This window comes from Vibrio chagasii, assembly GCF_002954585.1.
GTDB lineage: Bacteria > Pseudomonadota > Gammaproteobacteria > Enterobacterales > Vibrionaceae > Vibrio > Vibrio chagasii_A.
The window spans coordinates 1,324,261-1,343,198 of record NZ_MSCI01000002.1 but is presented as its reverse complement, the minus strand read 5'-3'; the positions used below and the strand labels follow the sequence as shown (position 1 = coordinate 1,343,198).

20 protein-coding genes and 1 pseudogene are annotated in these 18,938 nt (G+C 42.5%); 11 read left to right on the top strand and 10 right to left on the bottom strand.

Features of this window, described 5'->3' with window-relative positions; genetic code table 11:
- Positions 1-261: 261 nt before the first annotated feature.
- The 11 genes from BTO10_RS14150 to BTO10_RS14100 all read left to right on the top strand — a co-directional run bounded on the left by BTO10_RS14150 (position 262) and on the right by BTO10_RS14100 (position 7,574).
- On the top strand, positions 262-867 hold the full coding sequence (locus BTO10_RS14150) for a rhomboid family intramembrane serine protease (RefSeq protein WP_105024942.1): 606 nt from the start codon (positions 262-264) through the stop codon (positions 865-867).
- Between the two features lie 152 nt (positions 868-1,019).
- On the top strand, positions 1,020-1,757 hold the full coding sequence (locus BTO10_RS14145; RefSeq protein WP_105024941.1) for an SDR family NAD(P)-dependent oxidoreductase: 738 nt from the start codon (positions 1,020-1,022) through the stop codon (positions 1,755-1,757).
- A 151-nt stretch (positions 1,758-1,908) separates the two neighbouring features.
- A complete protein-coding gene (locus BTO10_RS14140; protein ID WP_258098617.1) occupies positions 1,909-2,544 on the top strand; it encodes a hypothetical protein in 636 nt (211 codons plus the stop codon).
- A gap of 132 nt (positions 2,545-2,676) precedes the next feature.
- Positions 2,677-3,210: a DUF6817 domain-containing protein gene (locus tag BTO10_RS14135; RefSeq protein ID WP_105024939.1), complete on the top strand. Its 534-nt coding sequence runs from the start codon at positions 2,677-2,679 to the stop codon at positions 3,208-3,210.
- A gap of 145 nt (positions 3,211-3,355) precedes the next feature.
- A complete protein-coding gene (locus BTO10_RS14130) occupies positions 3,356-3,811 on the top strand; it encodes a GNAT family N-acetyltransferase (RefSeq protein WP_105024938.1) in 456 nt (151 codons plus the stop codon).
- 566 nt (positions 3,812-4,377) lie between these two features.
- Positions 4,378-5,004 carry a LysE family translocator gene (locus tag BTO10_RS14125; protein WP_105024937.1) on the top strand — a complete coding sequence of 209 codons (627 nt, stop codon included), beginning with the start codon at positions 4,378-4,380 and terminating at the stop codon, positions 5,002-5,004.
- 219 nt (positions 5,005-5,223) lie between these two features.
- Complete coding sequence (locus tag BTO10_RS14120; protein ID WP_105024936.1) at positions 5,224-5,862, top strand: RraA family protein; 639 nt, start codon at positions 5,224-5,226, stop codon at positions 5,860-5,862.
- A 164-nt stretch (positions 5,863-6,026) separates the two neighbouring features.
- Positions 6,027-6,449 carry a hypothetical protein gene (locus BTO10_RS14115; protein WP_105024935.1) on the top strand — a complete coding sequence of 141 codons (423 nt, stop codon included), beginning with the start codon at positions 6,027-6,029 and terminating at the stop codon, positions 6,447-6,449.
- 44 nt (positions 6,450-6,493) lie between these two features.
- Positions 6,494-6,907, top strand: coding sequence for a hypothetical protein (locus BTO10_RS14110; RefSeq protein WP_004742201.1), 414 nt, complete (start codon positions 6,494-6,496; stop codon positions 6,905-6,907).
- 61 nt (positions 6,908-6,968) lie between these two features.
- On the top strand, positions 6,969-7,301 hold the full coding sequence (locus BTO10_RS14105; protein ID WP_105024934.1) for a YnfA family protein: 333 nt from the start codon (positions 6,969-6,971) through the stop codon (positions 7,299-7,301).
- A 57-nt stretch (positions 7,302-7,358) separates the two neighbouring features.
- Positions 7,359-7,574, top strand: a complete 216-nt coding sequence (locus BTO10_RS14100) for a DUF6434 domain-containing protein (protein ID WP_105024933.1) — start codon at positions 7,359-7,361, stop codon at positions 7,572-7,574.
- Positions 7,575-7,700: 126 nt separating this feature from the next.
- Here the strand turns inward: BTO10_RS14100 and BTO10_RS14095 are convergent.
- The 10 genes and pseudogenes from BTO10_RS14095 to BTO10_RS14050 all read right to left on the bottom strand — a co-directional run.
- Positions 7,701-7,928, bottom strand: a pseudogene (locus BTO10_RS14095) (LysR family transcriptional regulator); the annotation flags it as partial.
- 144 nt (positions 7,929-8,072) lie between these two features.
- Positions 8,073-8,732 (bottom strand): sugar transferase, encoded by a 660-nt coding sequence (locus tag BTO10_RS14090; RefSeq protein WP_105024932.1) that lies wholly within the window; start codon positions 8,730-8,732, stop codon positions 8,073-8,075.
- Positions 8,733-8,741: 9 nt separating this feature from the next.
- Positions 8,742-9,929 carry a glycosyltransferase family 2 protein gene (locus BTO10_RS14085; protein WP_105024931.1) on the bottom strand — a complete coding sequence of 396 codons (1,188 nt, stop codon included), beginning with the start codon at positions 9,927-9,929 and terminating at the stop codon, positions 8,742-8,744.
- Positions 9,926-11,029: a glycosyltransferase gene (locus BTO10_RS14080; protein ID WP_105024930.1), complete on the bottom strand. Its 1,104-nt coding sequence runs from the start codon at positions 11,027-11,029 to the stop codon at positions 9,926-9,928. Before BTO10_RS14080 ends, BTO10_RS14085 begins: the two co-directional genes overlap by 4 nt.
- A gap of 289 nt (positions 11,030-11,318) precedes the next feature.
- On the bottom strand, positions 11,319-12,743 hold the full coding sequence (locus BTO10_RS14075; protein ID WP_105024929.1) for a GumC family protein: 1,425 nt from the start codon (positions 12,741-12,743) through the stop codon (positions 11,319-11,321).
- Entirely contained in the window at positions 12,740-13,858 is a 1,119-nt protein-coding gene (locus BTO10_RS14070) for a glycosyltransferase (RefSeq protein ID WP_105024928.1), read from the bottom strand. The genes BTO10_RS14075 and BTO10_RS14070 overlap by 4 nt, the downstream gene beginning before the upstream one ends.
- Positions 13,851-14,636, bottom strand: a complete 786-nt coding sequence (locus BTO10_RS14065) for an acyltransferase (protein ID WP_004742213.1) — start codon at positions 14,634-14,636, stop codon at positions 13,851-13,853. Before BTO10_RS14065 ends, BTO10_RS14070 begins: the two co-directional genes overlap by 8 nt.
- Positions 14,637-14,729: 93 nt before the next feature.
- Complete coding sequence (locus tag BTO10_RS14060; protein ID WP_105024927.1) at positions 14,730-16,103, bottom strand: O-antigen ligase family protein; 1,374 nt, start codon at positions 16,101-16,103, stop codon at positions 14,730-14,732.
- 197 nt (positions 16,104-16,300) lie between these two features.
- Complete coding sequence (locus BTO10_RS14055; protein WP_105024926.1) at positions 16,301-17,389, bottom strand: glycosyltransferase family 4 protein; 1,089 nt, start codon at positions 17,387-17,389, stop codon at positions 16,301-16,303.
- Positions 17,370-18,878, bottom strand: coding sequence for a sigma-54-dependent transcriptional regulator (locus tag BTO10_RS14050; protein WP_105024925.1), 1,509 nt, complete (start codon positions 18,876-18,878; stop codon positions 17,370-17,372). Before BTO10_RS14050 ends, BTO10_RS14055 begins: the two co-directional genes overlap by 20 nt.
- Between the last annotated feature and the right edge of the window lie 60 nt (positions 18,879-18,938).

The following is an 18,938-nucleotide window of genomic DNA, read 5'->3' as shown; positions in this document are numbered from 1 at the left end:
TAGCTACTTAAAGCCACACTAGTAGGTCAGGATGAATAAACAATATTAAAAAATCTAATTAAGCAGGTTCTACCGTTTTCTCGTTCGGCAGCCAACTTGATTATAGAAAAGTTCTTGCTTTGACCTAACCTGAAAATATTCCCTCTCAGCATATCCTACTTAAGCATGGGTTCAAACCTTGTGGGGGAGGTGACTACAAAATATGCCAGTGAGTACTTAGGGAAATACATATAACAAGGCTCAAGTAGCAAGGAGGAAATCGTGACAAAAAGGTATATACCTTACGCAACACTGATATTGGCATTGTGTACTGTATTGGTATCTTTGGGTGTGAATTTCCAAATAGCAGGGTCGCTATTCGGAAAAATTAAGATTACAGAGCTAGAGCCCTTTGGCGGCTTCACATACAAGCACATTTTAGACTTGGAACTATGGCGTCTAGTAGTTTCTCAATTCATTCACGTGATGCAATTTCACATGATTTACAACGTTCTCTCACTGTTTGCTCTCGGCTACTTGCTTGAGCGAAAACTAAGTTCCAGCGTTTTTCTTGTAATATGGTTTATTTCGGGAGCGATTGGCACATTTGCTAGTACATTTACGGTACCTGAACCATGGAATTTGGGGACTGGCGGTTCCCAAGCCATCTTAGGATTAGCTGCCGCGGGGCTCTTAATGTATTTAAAACGACAGATTGAAGGGAAGTTGGCGTTGGGTGTTTTAATACTAACAATTGGCCCAGCATTCGCTCTAGATCTAATCTTTAGTGAGTACCATCTTCCAAAGGTTGGTCATGTGGTTAGTTTTAGCTTAGGTGTTATTCTTTTATATGGTTTTCAACAACGTGGTAAAAATGCTACTAACTAGTTGGCGATTAAAATTGATTCACAATACATGGCATTTTCACTATGGGTTTATTTAAGGCGTTAAGGTGCTATTCAGAAAGATCTATGTTGCGTTTTTCACCACTTAATGCAGCATGATTGGTCACTATACATATCTAGAAAAGGAGTTCAAAGTTGAAAGTAGCTTTAGTAACTGGTGGTTCGAAAGGTATCGGACTAGATCTCGTTCTACGCCTAGTAGAATTGGGTTATAGGGTTGTCACGTGTTCACGTTCTGAAGCAGGGTGGGGAAAGGTGCTTGCTAAATACCCAGAATTAGACACTGTGGATCATAGGGTTGTAGATATTGCTGATCAAGAGCAACTAGCGGGTCTATTCTCCTATATTGAATCCGAATATAAGAAACTAGATATTGCAGTAAATAACGCTTCTCCAGCGCTGGTTTCACGAGGTTATCTACATAAAGTTGATATTGAATTACTTAAAGAAACTCTCAATGTGGATTTTTTGTGTCAGGCTTTATGTCTGAGAGCAGAACTAAAGTTAATGGGGCCCGGTTCAAGCATAGTTAATATAAGTTCGGTAAATGGCCTTAGACCAACGCCAAATGCATCAATGTACAGCGCGTCTAAACATGCTTTGGAAGGATTAACGCGCTCAGTTGCGCTTGAGAGTATTGGTTCTGGTATTCGAATTAATGCAGTAGCGCCTGGTGTAACGTGGACTCCTCGTTGGGAATTGCGCCAACTTGAAAATGAAAATATCCGCTCGGAGGTGTCTCAAGCCGTTCCCATGAAGCGGTTTGGTTGTACCAATGAGATAGTAGACGCAATAGAGTTCTTACTTTCAGACAAGGCTACTTATATAGTAGGACACACATTGGTAGTAGACGGTGGTTTGTCTTTGGCATAAACGGCCGATAATCTGTTTAATATGATTCACAATATTTGGCGCTTTTCGACGCTTTGCGTGTAGTGTTGAAGGTAGTGTAGCTGAGTTCGATGACAACGTGCTCACTACCTTTGTTTACCGTTATTCAAAAATTTCGAGGGTATTGTTGACTATGTTTCCAAAGTTGAGACAGCCAGAAGGTAGTTTGTATTGTGGACCTTATTGTATTACTGCTTATTTAAAAAGTATGGATAAATTACCCCTTAACTCGCCTCTTAAGCTACATAAATTTGATGCGGCGCAGGTTTCATTCACGGGGGCTCCTGTCGAAGTTAATGGTTTAGAGGAATTGAAAGACTTCGCTCTTGAACTCTATAAGGTCACGGGAATAATTACTCCCGGCGAGTACCCAGATTACATTGAACACTCCGGCTACAATTCATTAGGAGCAATGCTCTATGTTCTTCGTCAATTTGGCATAGAGTGTGAGGTTCTTATTAGAGATGCACAAACGGATGAATATTTGCGTCGAGTTTTCCCTATCGAATTTGAGCTAATTGAAAAGCTGGGTGTTTCAACAAAAATTTTGTCGTTAGGCAAGTCGACACCCAACAACACAATGTTGATATCAGTTATCAGGGTAAATGGTTCACTGCATTACGTACTTAACGATGCTAAGGGCAACTGGTTTGATTCAGGTATAACTGGAACTAGAGCCGAGTGGGACTCAATTGAGAGTTGGCACACTGCAGCTAACAAGCGTGAAGGCGCTGCTTGGTTAGGGATATCAATTCGAGTCAAATATTAAGTACACAACAAACTACCTAGCAAAGGTTCTCGCGCTTGGCAGTTTCAGCCTCATCTTTATGACCACACGAAATTCAGTTCAAGTGGTATGGCGTAATTATTCATTGGCTGGTTTTTAACCTTAAGGAGATTTATGGACAAATTTTTGATGCTTCAAGAACTTGGTGCGGGTGACTTTCAGCACCTTAACGGTTCATTGGAAGCACACCTGAAAGGAACTGAACAAGTTCTAATTAACTGGGGTAGTAGCGAGCTACTTCAAATCGCAGGTCTCTTCCATGCCGCGTATGGAACAGCAGGTTTCGATGAAAATATGGTGTCGTTAAGCCAGCGTCAAGACATAGCGCGAATTATTGGTAATGATGAAGAAGCATTGGTTTATTTGTATTGTTCATGTGACCGAGACTATGTATTTCCTCAATTTGGTAAAGTGCCAGAAATCGAGTTTAAAGACAGATTTACTGGTTCAATATTCAAACTCGAGAGTGCAACGGTGAAGTTGTTTTGCGAGTTAACGGTCGCTAATGAGCTAGAGCTTGTCTATAACAGTGAAGAGTTCAAGCTCACATATGGTTCTGAGCTAGTTGAACTGTTCCAAGGTATGGATAGCTACTTAAGTACTGAGGCTAGAAAGGCGTACAAATCAGCATTGTCGAATTTTGCATAACATTTGTTCAAAAGCAATTCAGCTCGCATGTCATTTTTCATCCAATAGTTGAGTTCGGTTTTTACGGTGGTATGGTTAAGCTTTGTCGTCGCATTGCTCATACTTTAATGCGGCGTTAGTAGTCAGAAGTAAAAAGGATTTATAGATGGAATTAAAGTATCGTTCAGCTGAATTTGAAGATTTGGAAAGCCTTGTTGCTTTGCTTTCAAATGACCCACTTGGTAGTAAAAGAGAAGATGCGTCTATTCCGTTGAATCGTGGCTACGTTGAAGCGTTCGAAGCGATTACCCGAGACCCAAGCAACGAATTATTGGTTGTTGAACTGGAAGGCGCTCTGGTCGGGATGCTTCAACTAACCTTTATTCCGTATCTAACGCATATTGGTAGTTGGCGTTGTCTTATCGAAGGTGTTCGAATCCATAGTGACTATCGTGGACAAGGTTTCGGTGAGCAAATGTTCGGGCACGCTATCGAACTGGCAAAAAACAAAGGCTGTACAATCGTTCAGTTAACAAGCGACAAGCAGCGCCCTGATGCCATCAGGTTCTATGAGAAACTTGGATTCAAAGCAACGCATGAAGGGTTCAAACTCGCGTTGTAGGCTGTCTGCTAACCAACTACATAGTGAATCGCAACGCGTCGCTTTTTGATCATGCTTTGCGTTTCATTGCTTACTGTAGAACGCGGGAACTTTGCTATTGCGTTGTTCAATGCTCGCAACGTAACGGTTTGTAGCCATTGTTATTTATCTATTTTAGCATTTATTATTGTTGTAGTGGCTTTGGCGATAGCCTTCGTTACTTTGGCTGTTGCTTTCAAAATATAAAAATGAATCCTTTTCTCATTTTAAGTTATTGAAATTTCGATAGTGCCATGCGTTCTTCTTTGAGCCCAATTTTGTCTCTCAATAGTAGCAAAGTTTTGTAGCCGCCCGTCTCACTTTTTTACTCAACCTCTTTTATATCATCTCAATTTTCAATATGTTTGCGCACATGGATTTAAGTGGTGAATTTGTCGACATATTGCTTAAGAATTGTTTGTCGTGCATGAATTTTTACTTTGCGGTGTTTTATTTGATTAAGGTGCTGCCCCTTAACTTTTGTATTGTATCGTTCAAACCTTTTCGATTCTCCACACCATAATGTGCTTAAAATAAGAGGAAAAGAAATGGATTTAAATTCACTGCTATTATTTGTCGTTGCTTGCCTAGCTATCAATATGATTCCAGGGCCTGATGTCATCTACATTGTTTCAAATACAATGAGAGGAAAGATGGCGAGTGGGATGAAAGCTGCTGTTGGCTTGGGTGTTGGTTACTTCATCCATACTTTAGCCGCATGCTTAGGCTTATCCGCAATAATTTTAAGTTCTGCTTTAGCTTTTAGTGTTGTGAAATGGCTAGGTGCTTTGTACTTGGTGTACTTGGGTATTAAGTCCCTAATCTCAATGTGGCGAGGGGGCAACAAAATTGTTGTGAGTGAAAACTCCGAAACCGAGAGAAGCGTATTTGTTCAAGGTGTCATTGTTAGCGTTTTAAACCCAAAGGTTGCACTCTTTTTCCTTTCGTTTTTGCCCCAATTTATTGATACATCAGTTGGCTCTGCTTCAACACAATTATTGATACTTGGTTTGTTGTTTAGTGCGTTAGCAACACTATGTAATGTTTTATACGCCTCAGTGGGAAGCTGGGTGTTTAGTCGCCCAAATTCTGAACGTTATTCTCGAACACTTGAGGGTGTATCTGGTTTTTTGCTTATTGGGTTGGCAGGTAAAGTTGCAATCATCGAGCGCTAGTCACATAACATAAGTACCAATTCGATTAAATATACTCGGTAATCTCTGTTTGCCGAGTTCTTCTCGCTTTAATACATCAACACAAAGTTAATTTGCATAGTCGTTATCGTGTTATGCATTAACAGGCAATACGGTTTTTTCGATGGCAATGGGCTAATACTAGATCCACTTTGCTTGGCATTTTGGGGGTCAAGCACAGTTCAAACAAGGAGTGTAAATATGAAGCAAGACTTTTCTACATTAGCGACAACCGAGTACGGAAACATATTGGGTAACCAGTACTTTATGGATTTCAATATTGTTCCTCTTTGGCACGACATGCCGCGAATTTGTGGCGAAGCTTTTACGGTTCAATTAGCTGCTGGTGATAACTTAATGCTTCATTCTGCAATATATGAAGCACCAAAAGGCTCAATCATTGTCGTCGATGGCGTTGATAGTGAATATGCAGTAGCAGGAGGCAATGTATGCGCAGTTGCTAAGAGCCGAGGGATAATAGGCTTTATTATTGACGGTGTCATTCGGGACTTAGGTGAAATTACAGACATGAAATTCCCGGTTTTTGCTAAAGGTGTTCATCCAGTTCCGGGAAAAAAAGAGGTTTATTCTGAACTAGGTACTGAAATTAGATGTGGAGGTATAAACGTCTCAACGGGAGATATCATTGTGGCTGATATCGAGGGAATTGCTGTTATTCCTCAGTCCAGAAAAGATGAGGTATTTTTAATGGCTTCAGAGAAAGCCAATAAAGAAGCCTCGTTAACATTGGCTCAGTGGGAAGAGAACCATAAGGCGAAGATTAAGCAAGCAATAATCTGTGCGAAACAAAAACAAAGCGTGCAAAATGATGTAGGTTGACCCAAAGATTTAAGGCTTACGTTACATAAGATTCACCAAAGACTGAGTCTTCTATCGAGTTGTTGAGATATAAGTGCATTTCAGATGCGCTGTTTTTGGTAATTAACGTTCCCTGTCTATTATCGACTTTTTCTTCAAGCTAATTACTAAGACAGGGAGCTGAAATGAACAGGTTAACATGGACTGCACTTGTGCCGCTTTTACTCTCAATGGCTATGGTGTTTAGCACTTATAGTTACGGAAGCCAGAGTGGGTTAGAAGCGTTCACTGTCTCTTTGGTGTTGTCTGCACCTTTAATTTTTACCTTTTTGATCGTTTTCTCATTTTGCCGAGATGGCGCTGCTGACAGGCATGCGTTATTTGGAACCATTGCCATTTGTTTGCACTTATCTACGTTATTGTTACATGTTTGGTGGAATGGATTCATGTTCACCGATGTGACCAGAAACAACGGTTTAGGGCCAGCACAAGGGTACTCTGGTTTGATACTTTGGTTGGGTAGCATCAAGGCAATGATCATTGGCGTCGCTGTTGGAGTCTGCGCACATTTCGTGACTCGAATGGTTAGAAGGCTCGCCTTTAGATAAGATTACCTAGCTTACCAACACCTCTAGCAAAAGGAATTTGAAGTATGTTTTATAGCAAAGAGCTCAACAAAGGGTTGCTGCTGATCCTCATTGTGCTTAGCGTGTTTATTGTATTTACATCGAACAACGGCTTCGGCGCCTTGTTTGCCCTGTCGATAAACGCTTTAATTGCAATTGTCTTTTTCTCCATGACGATTGAGCTCAAAGGTGACACGCTGACTTGGTATTTCGGCTTTGGTTTTTGGCGCAAGGTTGTGAAGGTATCTGATATCGTCGACACATCGTTTTACCAAACCAAGTGGTATCAAGGTATTGGTATCCGAATGTTGAGCGATGGTTGGTTGTATAACGCATCGACAGGCTCAGCAATAAAGCTAATCTTAAGCGGTGGAAAACACATTTATATTGGTTGTAAAGACGCACAAGGTTTGAAGGCTGCCTTGGGTAAAAGCAATTAGCGGAGAGAAGTGGTTAATTGAGTGAATGAACTGGGTTGGTTTTAGTGGGTAAAGGTAAGTTGTGATTGAATTTAAAACGGTAGGTCTATTTGTACTTACGGCGATAGCGGAAATAGTAGGGTGTTATTTACCTTACCTTTGGCTAAGGGAAGACAAGAGTGTTTGGCTACTTATTCCGGCGGCATTAAGCCTCGCAGCATTTGCTTGGTTGCTGACTCTGCACCCTACAGCGACAGGGCGTGTTTACGCGGCTTACGGTGGTGTCTACATCTCAGTCGCGCTGGTATGGCTGTGGCTTGTCGATGGTGAGAAACCAACAACCTGGGATCTAGTTGGTGGTTCGGTGGCGCTACTTGGTATGGCGATTATTATGTTCGCACCAAGAAACGTGTAATTAGACGCTGTTCCGGCGCAATTTGAATTAATTATTTTCAATAAGGAATTAGAGTACATGACAAAGGTAGATTGGCACAAAAATCATATAGATGAGAACACGTTAATCACAGATAGCTATAAAACGACTCAGAATGTCCGTCGATATTTTAAATCCCAACTTGGTGAGCAGTTTAAGTTTGATCGTGATTTCATGCTTTGGATGAAAAGCTCAACAGGATTAACGATGGGTGATGCGTTACAAGAGTGGGCGAAGCGCAACCAAGTCAAATAGTTTGAATACTAAAATACCGCTGATGGATTCAGCGGTATTTTTTTGCTTATTGCTTAGGTAAATTGCGTGTTGGTCTTTTAGGTCACAGTAACTAACTCGACGCTTTCTGTATTATTGTTATAGACCTTCCAATGCACTCAATGTCTTCAACAGTTCGTTGTAATACTGCTCGCCAGATTTTGTAACTGATAGGCTGCGCGTAGTACGGAAGAACAGATTTATATTAAGAGATTTCTCTAAATCATTGATCCGACGACTGACGTTTGCTCGTGGAAGTTTCAGCGCGTTCGCAGCAGCGGTAAAGCTTCCAAGCTCAACGACGGTAGTAAATAATTTAAGCTCTCCAATTTTCATAGCAAAGCGGCATCGAATATTAAATGGTATATAAAATCGAAAAACCAATGAGTAATTAATGACTCATTGGTTTTAATAGGACATAAATCAAAAAGTGCAGAATTACCCGTGACAGAATCTGATAAATGACTACAAAGTCGACTTTTAGCGACCTCGGCCATCAACCATCACAACGATCGTTTTAGTGATAATGCTTAGGTCAGTGGCAATCCAAGATTTCACCGAGCATAGGCTTAATGCGTAACTGTGGTCGAATCCAACTTTACGGCGCACGTCTTCAATACAAGTGTCATAGCCTTGATTAACTTGTGCTAGCCCTGTGATACCAGGCATAACGCCATAAGTACGGTCTGCAAAGTAAGGAATCTCGTTTTCTAACTTCGTGTAGAAAGTAGGGCGTTCCGGGCGTGGACCAATTAGAGACATTTCACCTTTTAGTACATTGAACAACTGAGGGATTTCATCAAGTCGAGTTTTTCTTAAAAAGCGACCTACAGGTGTAATTCTTGGGTCGTTTTGTGTAGCCCAAACCGCACCAGAGCGAGACTCGGCATCTTCATACATGCTTCGAAATTTCATTATCTCAAAGATTTCCATTTTCTCTGGTGTTGATTTACCGACACGAAGCTGACGATAAAATACTGGACCACGAGAATTGAGAACAATCGCTAGGGCAATGATAGGGAACACTGGTGACAAGATAATAAGTGCAACCAATGAGCTTACAAAATCGAAGGTACGCTTCGCACGAGAGACTTTGTATTGGTATAGGTTGTGATTTGATAGTTGGTCAATGTTCTTCATGGTCAATCCTTAACGATTTGCTCGAGTCCAAGGTGAGTTTTCAAGCCCGAATAAGTAGCGTAATCCGCCAATGAAGTTGGCATAATGCCCGACGACTAAATAAGAAATTAATGAAACAGGTTTGGTGACTAGGCGTTTTGGTAATATGCAGCCAAGTAAGCCAATGGTGTATACCGAAATCTGTGCCCACATTAGTGCTTCAAATACTAAATAGTGATTCAGGAGAACTGAACACACTAAGCACATGATCATTAAATAGGGAGTCAGTAGGCGTAGCCCTTTTCCTGAAAAGAAAGCAAAAGCGATACCTTTGAATTTAGGGCTGAACAAGCCGAACAGTCGTATAGCTTGCTGCATGTTGCCTGCCGAGATACGTAAGCGACGTTTGAAGTCGATTTTGAGGTTCGACTCTTCAAGCTCAAGTGCTACCATTTGAGTTTCGTATTCAGCGATGTAGCCTTGTTTAACGATTTGCATTGGTAAAATGAAATCATCATTGATTGTATTGAGTGGCATGGGCTCGAAAAGCGAAGTTCTAAACAAGTAGAAGGCGCCATGAGAACCTAAACTGGAGCCCAAAGATGCTTCACATTGTTTAACTGCAGTTTGATATCGCCAGTAGGCGTTTTCACCTTCGTTTCCTTTCGGGCATAACAGATAAGTCGCGTTAACAACACCAACCTTGTCACTTTTAAAATGAGCAGCTGCAATTAAAAGTGCATCCAATGATATCAAGGCTGATACGTCACTAAGTGCAGTGATGTCACTGGTTATGTTTGTCACTTCTTCATTTACTACAGCCACTTTACCTCGGTTTTGAATGTGATCATGTATTTCGAAGTGGATGTCACTGCACATTGCTTCTTGAATCGTCATCTGAGCAATGTCGACAGTATTATCAGTGCAGCCATCACACGCGATAATCACTCGCAGCTTCTTTTTTGGATAGTCGAGAGAAGCAAGGTTACGGACTTTATCTGCGATCCATTGTTCTTCGTTGAATGCTGGCACCAAAATCGTGATAGTCGGTAGCGTACAATCTTGTTTTTCATCTTTATAACAACGATGACTCTCTTCAACTTGGCGAGCCGGATGCCCCTTTGCGTACCAGCGTAGCAGGATTGGATATGCTGCATGATGGTAGACAATAAGTGCTCCAGAGAACAAACATAAACTTGCAAGTACCCAATCAATCATGCGTATACTCCTTCAGAAATGTCATCGTATGAAGCAACCATCTTAACTATGTCGAAGTTATTCAGAATGTATGGGCGAGGTGATAGGAAACGTTCACCTTGATGTTCTAGTAGCGCATGAGCTAAGCCAGTGATACTTCCTTTTTTCACAAGCGTTCCGCTAACAGGGCACAATGTTTCATCCACGGCACCCACATCCATCGCAACGGATGGGATGTTGCATGCTTGAGCTTCTAGTGTCGAAAGTGGTAACCCCTCATGACGAGAAGGTAAGCAAAAGGTATCAAGCGCGCCGTAAAAGGTGGTCATGTCTTCCACTAGGCCGAGAAAAACAATGCGGTCTGTTAAGTTAAGGCGGTTGGCAAGCTGTTGGAGTTCTTTTCGTTTAGAACCATCACCAGCGAAAGCAACGACCATATTTTCAGGAAGAAGTGCTAGGGCTTTGATCAGTTGGTCTTGGCCTTTAACGTGCTCCAATCGACCTGCACAACCAATAATTTTTTTGTCTAGAGGAAGATTTAATTGTTTTCTTGCATAGCTTTTGGATGTTGGTTTGAACTTGTCGCAATCAACGCCGTTCTTAATAGTGATGATATTGCTGTAGGTAAAAGCAGAACGAAGTTGTTCGTACACACAAGTTGCGTCAGCCACTAGTGTTGGCTTCGCTGCTTTTAACGCAAGTGCCTGCAAGCGGCGACGTTTATTGTTTTGTAGATGCCAAGCGTCATGCTCAGTATGAATGCGTGTAGGGACCCCAGAAACGCGAGCGGCACAGCCTGCGTAAAGAAGTGGGCCGATGTGATGAGTGTGAACCACGTCTGGACGAATTGCTTTAAACGCGGTTACTAGCTTAGAGATAATATTAACTTGAACACCTGGCGCTTTGTCCATAAAGACGATTTGTTTTTCATAAGGTTGAAGCTTAGGCCAGTTGTCGATGGATTCTTTCTTAGTTCCTTCAAGACTCACAATCAATACTCGGTCTACTGGTTTTGCCAAGCGAAGTAGATCCAGGGTCAGTGTTTCAAGACCTCCAGGGGCTAGGTGTTGAACGACATGTATTATTTTTTTACCTGTTCTAGCGACTTGTTGATTTGCCATGATGACGCTCCCTGCGATAACGCTTTTAATGTTGCACCTAGCTTTAATTCGTTGTTTTTCTTGTTACGGTCACTCTATTGCACGTGCTATGCCAGTTTATTAATCTATTTTTTTCAATAAGTTATATCGTTACTGAGAGCTTGGGTTTGTCATTCTCAAATTGGGAATCAAAACACGACAGTAAATCAAAGAACTAAGTCGCAAATAAAGAGCAACTCAACATGCGTTTTGCCCCGTTCTAAACAAAAAAACACCAACAAAGGTTGGTGTTTTCGTGATATTTGGTTATCTAATTCATTTTGGGAATGACGGTGATAACTGGGACATTCAAGATGTCTTCAATTTCACTTTTTCGTTTAACAGAAGAATCGAAGAGCTCAAAAAGTATCGCAAGACCAATTCCCAATCCAATCCCCGCGACTAAACCAGCGATAACAAACAGAAATGTGGGCATGTTGGATTTAATACTTGGTGTATAAGGCAAATCAATGATCTTCACTCGCTTGTTCTCTTCAAATACACCGAGTGAACCTGTTAACTGAGCCATCTCATATCGCTCGGTTAACTCATCGTAAAGTTGGCGCTTAATTTTTACGTCACGTTGAAGTCGGTACATCTCTTTCGCATTATCACCAAAGTTATTCGCTTTGTGCTCTAACTCGAAGATCATGGTACGAAGGCTTTTTGTTTCTTCCTTAAGAGATTCAAATTGGGCACGAACTAACTGAAGGCTATGCAGTTGAGTCACGAGTAAAGGTTGCGTGTCAGACAGCTTACTCATGGTTGTGCTACTCGCAATATCCCATAACTGGTCACTGTTTAAACCAGGCTGCTTAAGCGCAAGTAGTGTCTTTCTTTCGTTTTCTAACCTTTCTAGCTCAAGCATCTTCGCTTGCACTGCGCTGTGTTTGTTTGTGTACTTGGCTTTTAGCAGGGTTAGTGCGCTTTGAGTATCAATGATTTGGTCTTCTAGTCGGCCGATCACTGGGTTGGTTTTAGACAATTGTTGATCGATAGAACCAAGACTTTTTTGAACGCCAGACAACTCCGCCTCTTTTTCTGCAAGTGTTTGTTTAAGTGAAGCCAATCGGTTCAAGCTTTGACTCTGAACTTCTGGCGTTGAGTGAACATTCTCGTTTACGTATCTAGCGAGCGCTTCTTCCGCTTCGGCCAGTGCAGCACTTCGCTCATCTATGTGGATTTTTAGAAAGCTACTTGAGTCTTGGATTGAAGACCGTTCTGGTGCTAGTAATTGTTCGATAAAGTGCTGACTAACGGAAGTCAGAGTAGCTTCCATTCCTGCACGAGTATTTGAGCTAAGGCTGATTTTAATAAAGTCTTTACCTAGCTGATTGACGGATAATCGCTGTGACAAGTCTGTGATTATTTCTTGTTTCTCAACGTTAGACATCTCAGGAGTCGTTAATTCAAGCTCTTCTGCGACTGAGTAGAGTACATGGCGACTGTGAAGCAAGGTTCTCAAAGCACTCATACGATCTTTAAGCATGGTCGAGACAGCAATGTCCTCAAGGAACGGGTTCATTTTAGCGGTTTCTTGAATCAACATGCTGGTGTGCGAATCGTATTTAGTTGGTGCAAGTTTGCTTACACCAAAACCAACGAAAGGCAAGATCAGAATAGGCACAAATATTACGTAACGTTGACGCCACGCCGCATTCAATAAGCCCAACAGTCGTAATTTAAGGCTGTTCATAATAGCTCCAACATCCAATGTACAAAGTTACCGCGGTTTTTCCAGCTGTCTTTTTCTACAACAGAGATTGGTGAGTTTGCTAAATCACGAGCATGGTCTAATGCCCAAATCATTTGGTTTGCGCTACCGACTGTGGTCACGTGCTCCTGATATGGAACAAGCGCAGGGAACGGTGTTGTGACAATGGGCGTACCCGCCGCCAGGTATTCCATTAACTTAAGTGGGCTGCAAGCACGAATCTGTTCATTATCAACAAACGGTAGAAGGCTTACGTCCCAATGCTGCGAGTAACTTGGTAACGTATGATGAGGACGTGGGCCAAGATAATGCACATTATCCAGATTAGGTAACATAAGCGTATCTAGCTCGTTCGGACCGATAAAAACGAAATCCCATTCAGGAACTGCTTTCGCAACTTTCTTAATCATGTCGTAATCTAGCCATTTAGAAAGGCTGCCATAGAAACCTGCAATAGGGCGGTGACTACTTGGCAAATCTTTGGCACGTGGAGCTGGTGTTGAAAACAGGCTCACATCTACGCCGTGTGGCAAGAGCTGAGCTTTACCCTCTGGAAATTTAGCCATCAATTTTTTACTGGCTGCAAAGATAAGATCCGATTTTTCAATTAACTCAGACTCATGCTTAGCCACGGTTTTATGGTCAACACCTGCCAATGCACTAAAGTCGTCACCACAATAATATACGACAGATGATTCCCCTAAGTGACCACATAAATCGACAGCCGTTGGTAATGAGGCCCATAGAATCGGTGCTTTAAGTTGTAGGTCAGCAATGATGGGTTTCAACTGACGTAGCATCATATGTTGCGCGATTTTTCTCGATGCCGCTGATGCTGGTGCGGGAATCGTTTTGAGATTAACGACCGTAATATTGTCATGACCTTGTGAGTCAAGCATGTTCTGTGTCACTGCTTTGGTTTTACCAAACAGCTTGTTGAATGCTCGCGTTGCATCTTTGATTGACAGTCTTGGTTGTCTTAGGCCAATAGAATTAACCCAAAGTACTTTGTGTCGCTTTGCAAGATGACGAACGAGGTGTTGTGTTGAAGACGGAAGGCCGCCAAAATCTTCACCGAAGACGATTAAATCACGCATGGTCGCCTCCGTGCGTTTCTAGTGAGTCGAATACGTCAGATTCAGTAACCTCTACAGATTTGATGTGTCCCACGATTTTCGCCGGGTTTCCCGCTGCAATAGAGAATGCAGGGATATCTTTCGTTACCACACTGCCTGCAGCAACGACTGCGCCTTCACCTATTGTCACACCGCCTTTAACCGTTACATTGGTCCCAAGCCATACATCTTGTTCAAGAATGATATCGCCAATCTGCTGTGGGTCATCACCTTCGCCTCGTGCTCTTCGCGTTGCATCAAGTGGGTGGCCTGAATAACCGAACAGAAAAGCACCACCGGCGATACGAACGTTGTCTGAGATGATGACTCGCTTTCCGACCGCGATAGTCGACTGCCAACCGATGTCTACGTTGTTGCCGATAGAGAGTAGAGGGTGCTCTAATCCTTCTAGCGGTTGGGTACAGCCAGAGAAAGTGGTGTGTCCAGATACGCGGCAATCGTCACCGATTGAGATTTGTAGCGGACCACTTACAAAAGGAAGGCCACCATAAAGATAAAGGCGTTTACCACACTGAGCGACTCTGCCTTTGAACGCTGGTGTCCAATAACAAAAGCGGGTAAAACCGCCAATGATGTTCACAACAAGCTTGTGCGTCTGGTACAGACAGCGATTAAAGATTTGAGGTGTAGGGAGCTCGGCGCTTCTGATATTTTTCAAAATGAAAAACACATTTCTAATTCGAGAATTAGGGTGAAACTTAAGCCAGTGTTTGAATTGATGGATAGATGCTGACGTCATAATGAAGTTCCTTCTGTTTTGTTATATAGAAGTACTTTCATATTGTGTGCCAGTTAATAAGTTTAATAATTTCAGTTGTTTAAAAAATCGCTTTTAGATTTTCTCATTTTGACAAGCAGTTTGGGATACATTCGAAACGCAAACAGTGAGCGCTGCGAGGATGTAAATCGGCCAGTTGAAGCCTTGAGTAAGAAAAGTACCGGATACAATGGTACCGATCAGACCTGCATAGACCGCGTAGGCCACAGCATTGAGTTCTGGTGGGACAATGGCACCCCCAGCTTTAAGTCGCGCCAAAGTAGCTCGAGAGGTTTTGATCAGAGAGACGATAAGCGCTACGAAAATGATCAATCCAACAAATCCAGTTTCAGCCAGAACACCAAACCATGTGCTATGTACAGCGTGATTTAAGCCATCCCAATAAGAGCTATAAAAGAAGTAGTTTGAAAAAAAGTTGTTTAAGCCAACACCAGTAAGAGGGTTGTCTAACGCCATTTTGAATGCAGCTTCCCACGCATAGATTCTACCCATTGCGGATTCATCTATACCTTCTTCGGCCGCACCACCTGAAGCTCTGTCTGATATCCCAGCAACTAAGTAAAGGACGACTACGGCAATTGCTCCGCCAGACATTAACAAGAGTTTAGATTGAATCAATTTCCATGCGAAGATGCCGATAACGGCGATACATCCCAACAGTCCACCACGACTTTGTGTCGCAATTATGGCCGCGAGTAATAGCAGGCAAACGAGGGCACTGATAATTCGTTTAAACCAGGGTATTCCCGGAGTGCTTGCTTGGCTTATCGTAAATGCTAACGGGAACATGAGTACTAAAGCTAGGTCGTTTGGATCACCTAACATGGAGCCAAAATCTCGGCCGATTGTTACCCTAGAACCTTCAACGAGCCCAATTCCGTTTGCCGAGTTGTATACTGCAATGCAGCTGACCAATGCTCCTGCATAGATGATGGTCATCGCCGTTTTCGCAAGGTTCTCGGTGGTATTCACTAGCCACATGATCGCGAGTGTCATAACGATGATTTTCCAATAAATCCCTGTGAACTCAGCTAATGCAATCGGCCGATTTGACGCGAATAAGATACCAATGATGGTAAGAACCCAAAATATAGCAAGCCAATTGAAAGAGTGATGCCAGAAGATTTTTAGCTCTTTACTGACGAACGCGTGCCAGAGAAGAGCAGACAGTGCGCCCACAGAGAGCAAAAAAGGAATTTTCATCGGAAAAAGGACGGGAAGTGCTTCGTGAATTCTGAAAAACGAGAAGACGACGAACAATAGAACAAACCAAAACGCTTTGTTGATAATAAATAGCGCGCCCAGAGGTATAAAAGCAAGTACCAAGACCACGACCGGGTGAGGAAAGAGATACCAAGCAACACCAATAATAAGGCTTAGAAGTGAGAGTCCTAAAATTAGCGGTATTCGATTAACTTGGTCTCTCATTGTAAATCCCTAGCGTTTTTTATTATTGAATTAATTAGATAGCAAGGTGAATGCCACATATCGAATGACGCTAAGTTATTGTGTTTATATTCAATTTAGATTTTTCTGAAACTTTGAGTTGAGGCTGGTCAAAATGAGAATCAAATTGGAAACACGCTTGCCATTGTTATTTGGATTAAATCTATGATGTGGAAAAGTTATGCACCGTAGCAGGCTAGAATCTGTGGAATAACGGCTTGTGGAGAGTATTGTTCGATGATGGTATTTCTGGCTTTTTCGGCCATACCCATTTTTTTCTGCTCAGAAAGTGCAATCCAATCAACCAAACAAGTCAGTAGGTCAGCTTCGTCCTGAGCAATGTAACCATTGTCTTGGTGGTTGATGAGTTTCGGCAGGTTACCAACCTTTGACGCGATAACCGGAATACCGCGAGCCATGGCTTCTAGTGCCGCCATCGGTAACCCTTCATAGCGAGATGGGATGACTAAAACATCAATGGTTTCCCATGCATTGTCCATACTTGTTTGATGACCATGCAAGGTTAAGTTATCGGGCTTGGTTTGTTCAAGAGCCTGCCTTTCCGGACCATCACCAAATAGATGAAAATGATGATAAGTCAGAGATTGAGCGAGGGCGACAAACCGATCAGGCGCTTTCTCGTGGCTTAAACGTCCGACGAACCCAACGTGATAAATTTTGTCACTCTTGCCCTCGTCATCTAAATGTTTCGAGGTCACGGTGCTATCAGGGATCGCAATAAAATTATTAAGCAGGGTGGTTTGCGACGGGATCTTATCTTGTATTTTGTTGCTGACAACAAAACAGTGATTAGACAGGAATCCAGTATATCTATCTAAAAAATCGTAGAGCCAAACTTTGCCTTTAGGTGTTTCGCCTGCGTGATACGTCGATATTTGACGAGGCTTACAATGGCTTGGGATCACTAGCTTCACCAGTTTACTCACAATGCTTGCTTTGTATCCATGGGCGTGGATATGGGAGGGATGATAGTGTTCTATCGCTTGCTTTAGCTGAGAAAGTGCGTTGGTTTGATTAGACGCTAATTCGCTAAGGTGACTAAAAGGGATATCTAGTTCAGTTAGTCGCGTTACGATAGGAGGGAGAGGGGCAAACTTGGTAAGCAGGACCACTCTGGTTTCACACTGATACTTAAGCAAACCGAGTGCAAGCTCAATGACATGGGTTTCAATTCCACCAAAGGTTTGGCTGTCTATTAACAGCCAAACTTCATTTGGTATAAGTGTACTAGGCTTGATTACACTCATCATCAGATTCCCAAGCCTGTTTTTTACGGTAAACAGTAGATGGGCTAAGTTCCAATAGCACCGCTGCGTTTAAAACATTGCCATCACAATGGTTTATGGCGTGTTGTATTGCCTCTCGTTCAATCTGCCACATAGGTCGAATAGCACCATCACTCGTCGTGAAGGCCGGTGTCGCTGGAGAACTTTGAACATCACTAGCTGATGAACGCTCGAGCTCTTCGGGCGTAATTGGTGGAAGCTTAGTTTCAGCAATAGTAGGTGTTACTGGATCCACCGTGACACTTCGTATTGGTGTCACGCTTTTAGGTGCGGCAGCGTCAGCCTTATTGATTGGTAGCGGTAGCATCTCTTTAGTCACGCTAGTTTCATTGTTTAACACCACGATATTCCTAATGATGTTTTGCAATTGACGTACGTTACCAGGCCATGAATAGCGTTTTAGTAGGCTTTGAGTCTCTTTATCGATTGATTTGAATCTTTTCTTATCTTGTTTCGCATATAGCTTAAGAAAATGATTGGATAGAGTGACAATGTCACTTCCTCTTTCTCTCAGCGGTGGCATCTCAATAGGCACAACATGTACACGGTAATAAAGATCTTCGCGGAATCGTCCCTCTTCGACCTCTAAAAGCGGATCGCGATTTGTTGCACAGATGATTCTAACGTCGACTTTGATTTCTCTGTTGCCTCCTAGCGGGGTAAAGGTACCCGTTTGCAGGAATCGAAGTAGCTTCTTCTGCATCTCGAGTTCCATTTCACAAAGCTCATCAAGAAACAGTGTGCCGCCATGGGCTTGCATCGCCGCACCTTTACGGTCTGTAGTTGCTCCAGTGAAGGCTCCTTTAACATGACCAAAGATTTCACTTTCCATCAAATCACGAGGGATAGCTCCACAGTTAATGGCAACAAATGGTTTATCGCAGCGCTGACTCTCTTGGTGAATGGCTTCAGCACATACTTCCTTACCAGTCCCACTTTCACCATTAATAAATACGCTAGCGGTAGTGGGAGCGACAGAGTCAATAGTTTTATAAACAGCTTGCATTGGTAAACAAGAGCCAATGAAGTTATGGAAGCGATCACGATCAAACTTACTTTGAATGTCATCGACAAGGTTTTCGAGTTTGGCTCTGCGCAAGTGCAAGTTAACTGATGTTTTTAGGCGGTCAGCTTGAATTGGTTTCTCTAAAAAGTCTTCCGCGCCGCGTTGAATTAAATCAACAGCAATATTTACAGAACCATGAGCTGTCGCGATGATGACGGCGGTAGGGATGTCATTGTCGGTTATCCAGTCTAGAACTTCCTCTCCCGGCATATCGGGCAATTTGAGATCAAGGATAACCAGCTGAGGAGCATGTATTTCAATAAATGTTTTCGCTTCCAAACCTGTTTCGACATGGAAAATATCGTATGGCTCATCTTTAACGTACTGTTTGTACAGTACGGCGAGGGAGGTGGAGTCTTCAACTAACAATACTTTAGGGCGCATTGTGTTATTCCTTTTGAAACTTTATCCTAATCAATCAATAGCATAGTGAAAGTTGACCAT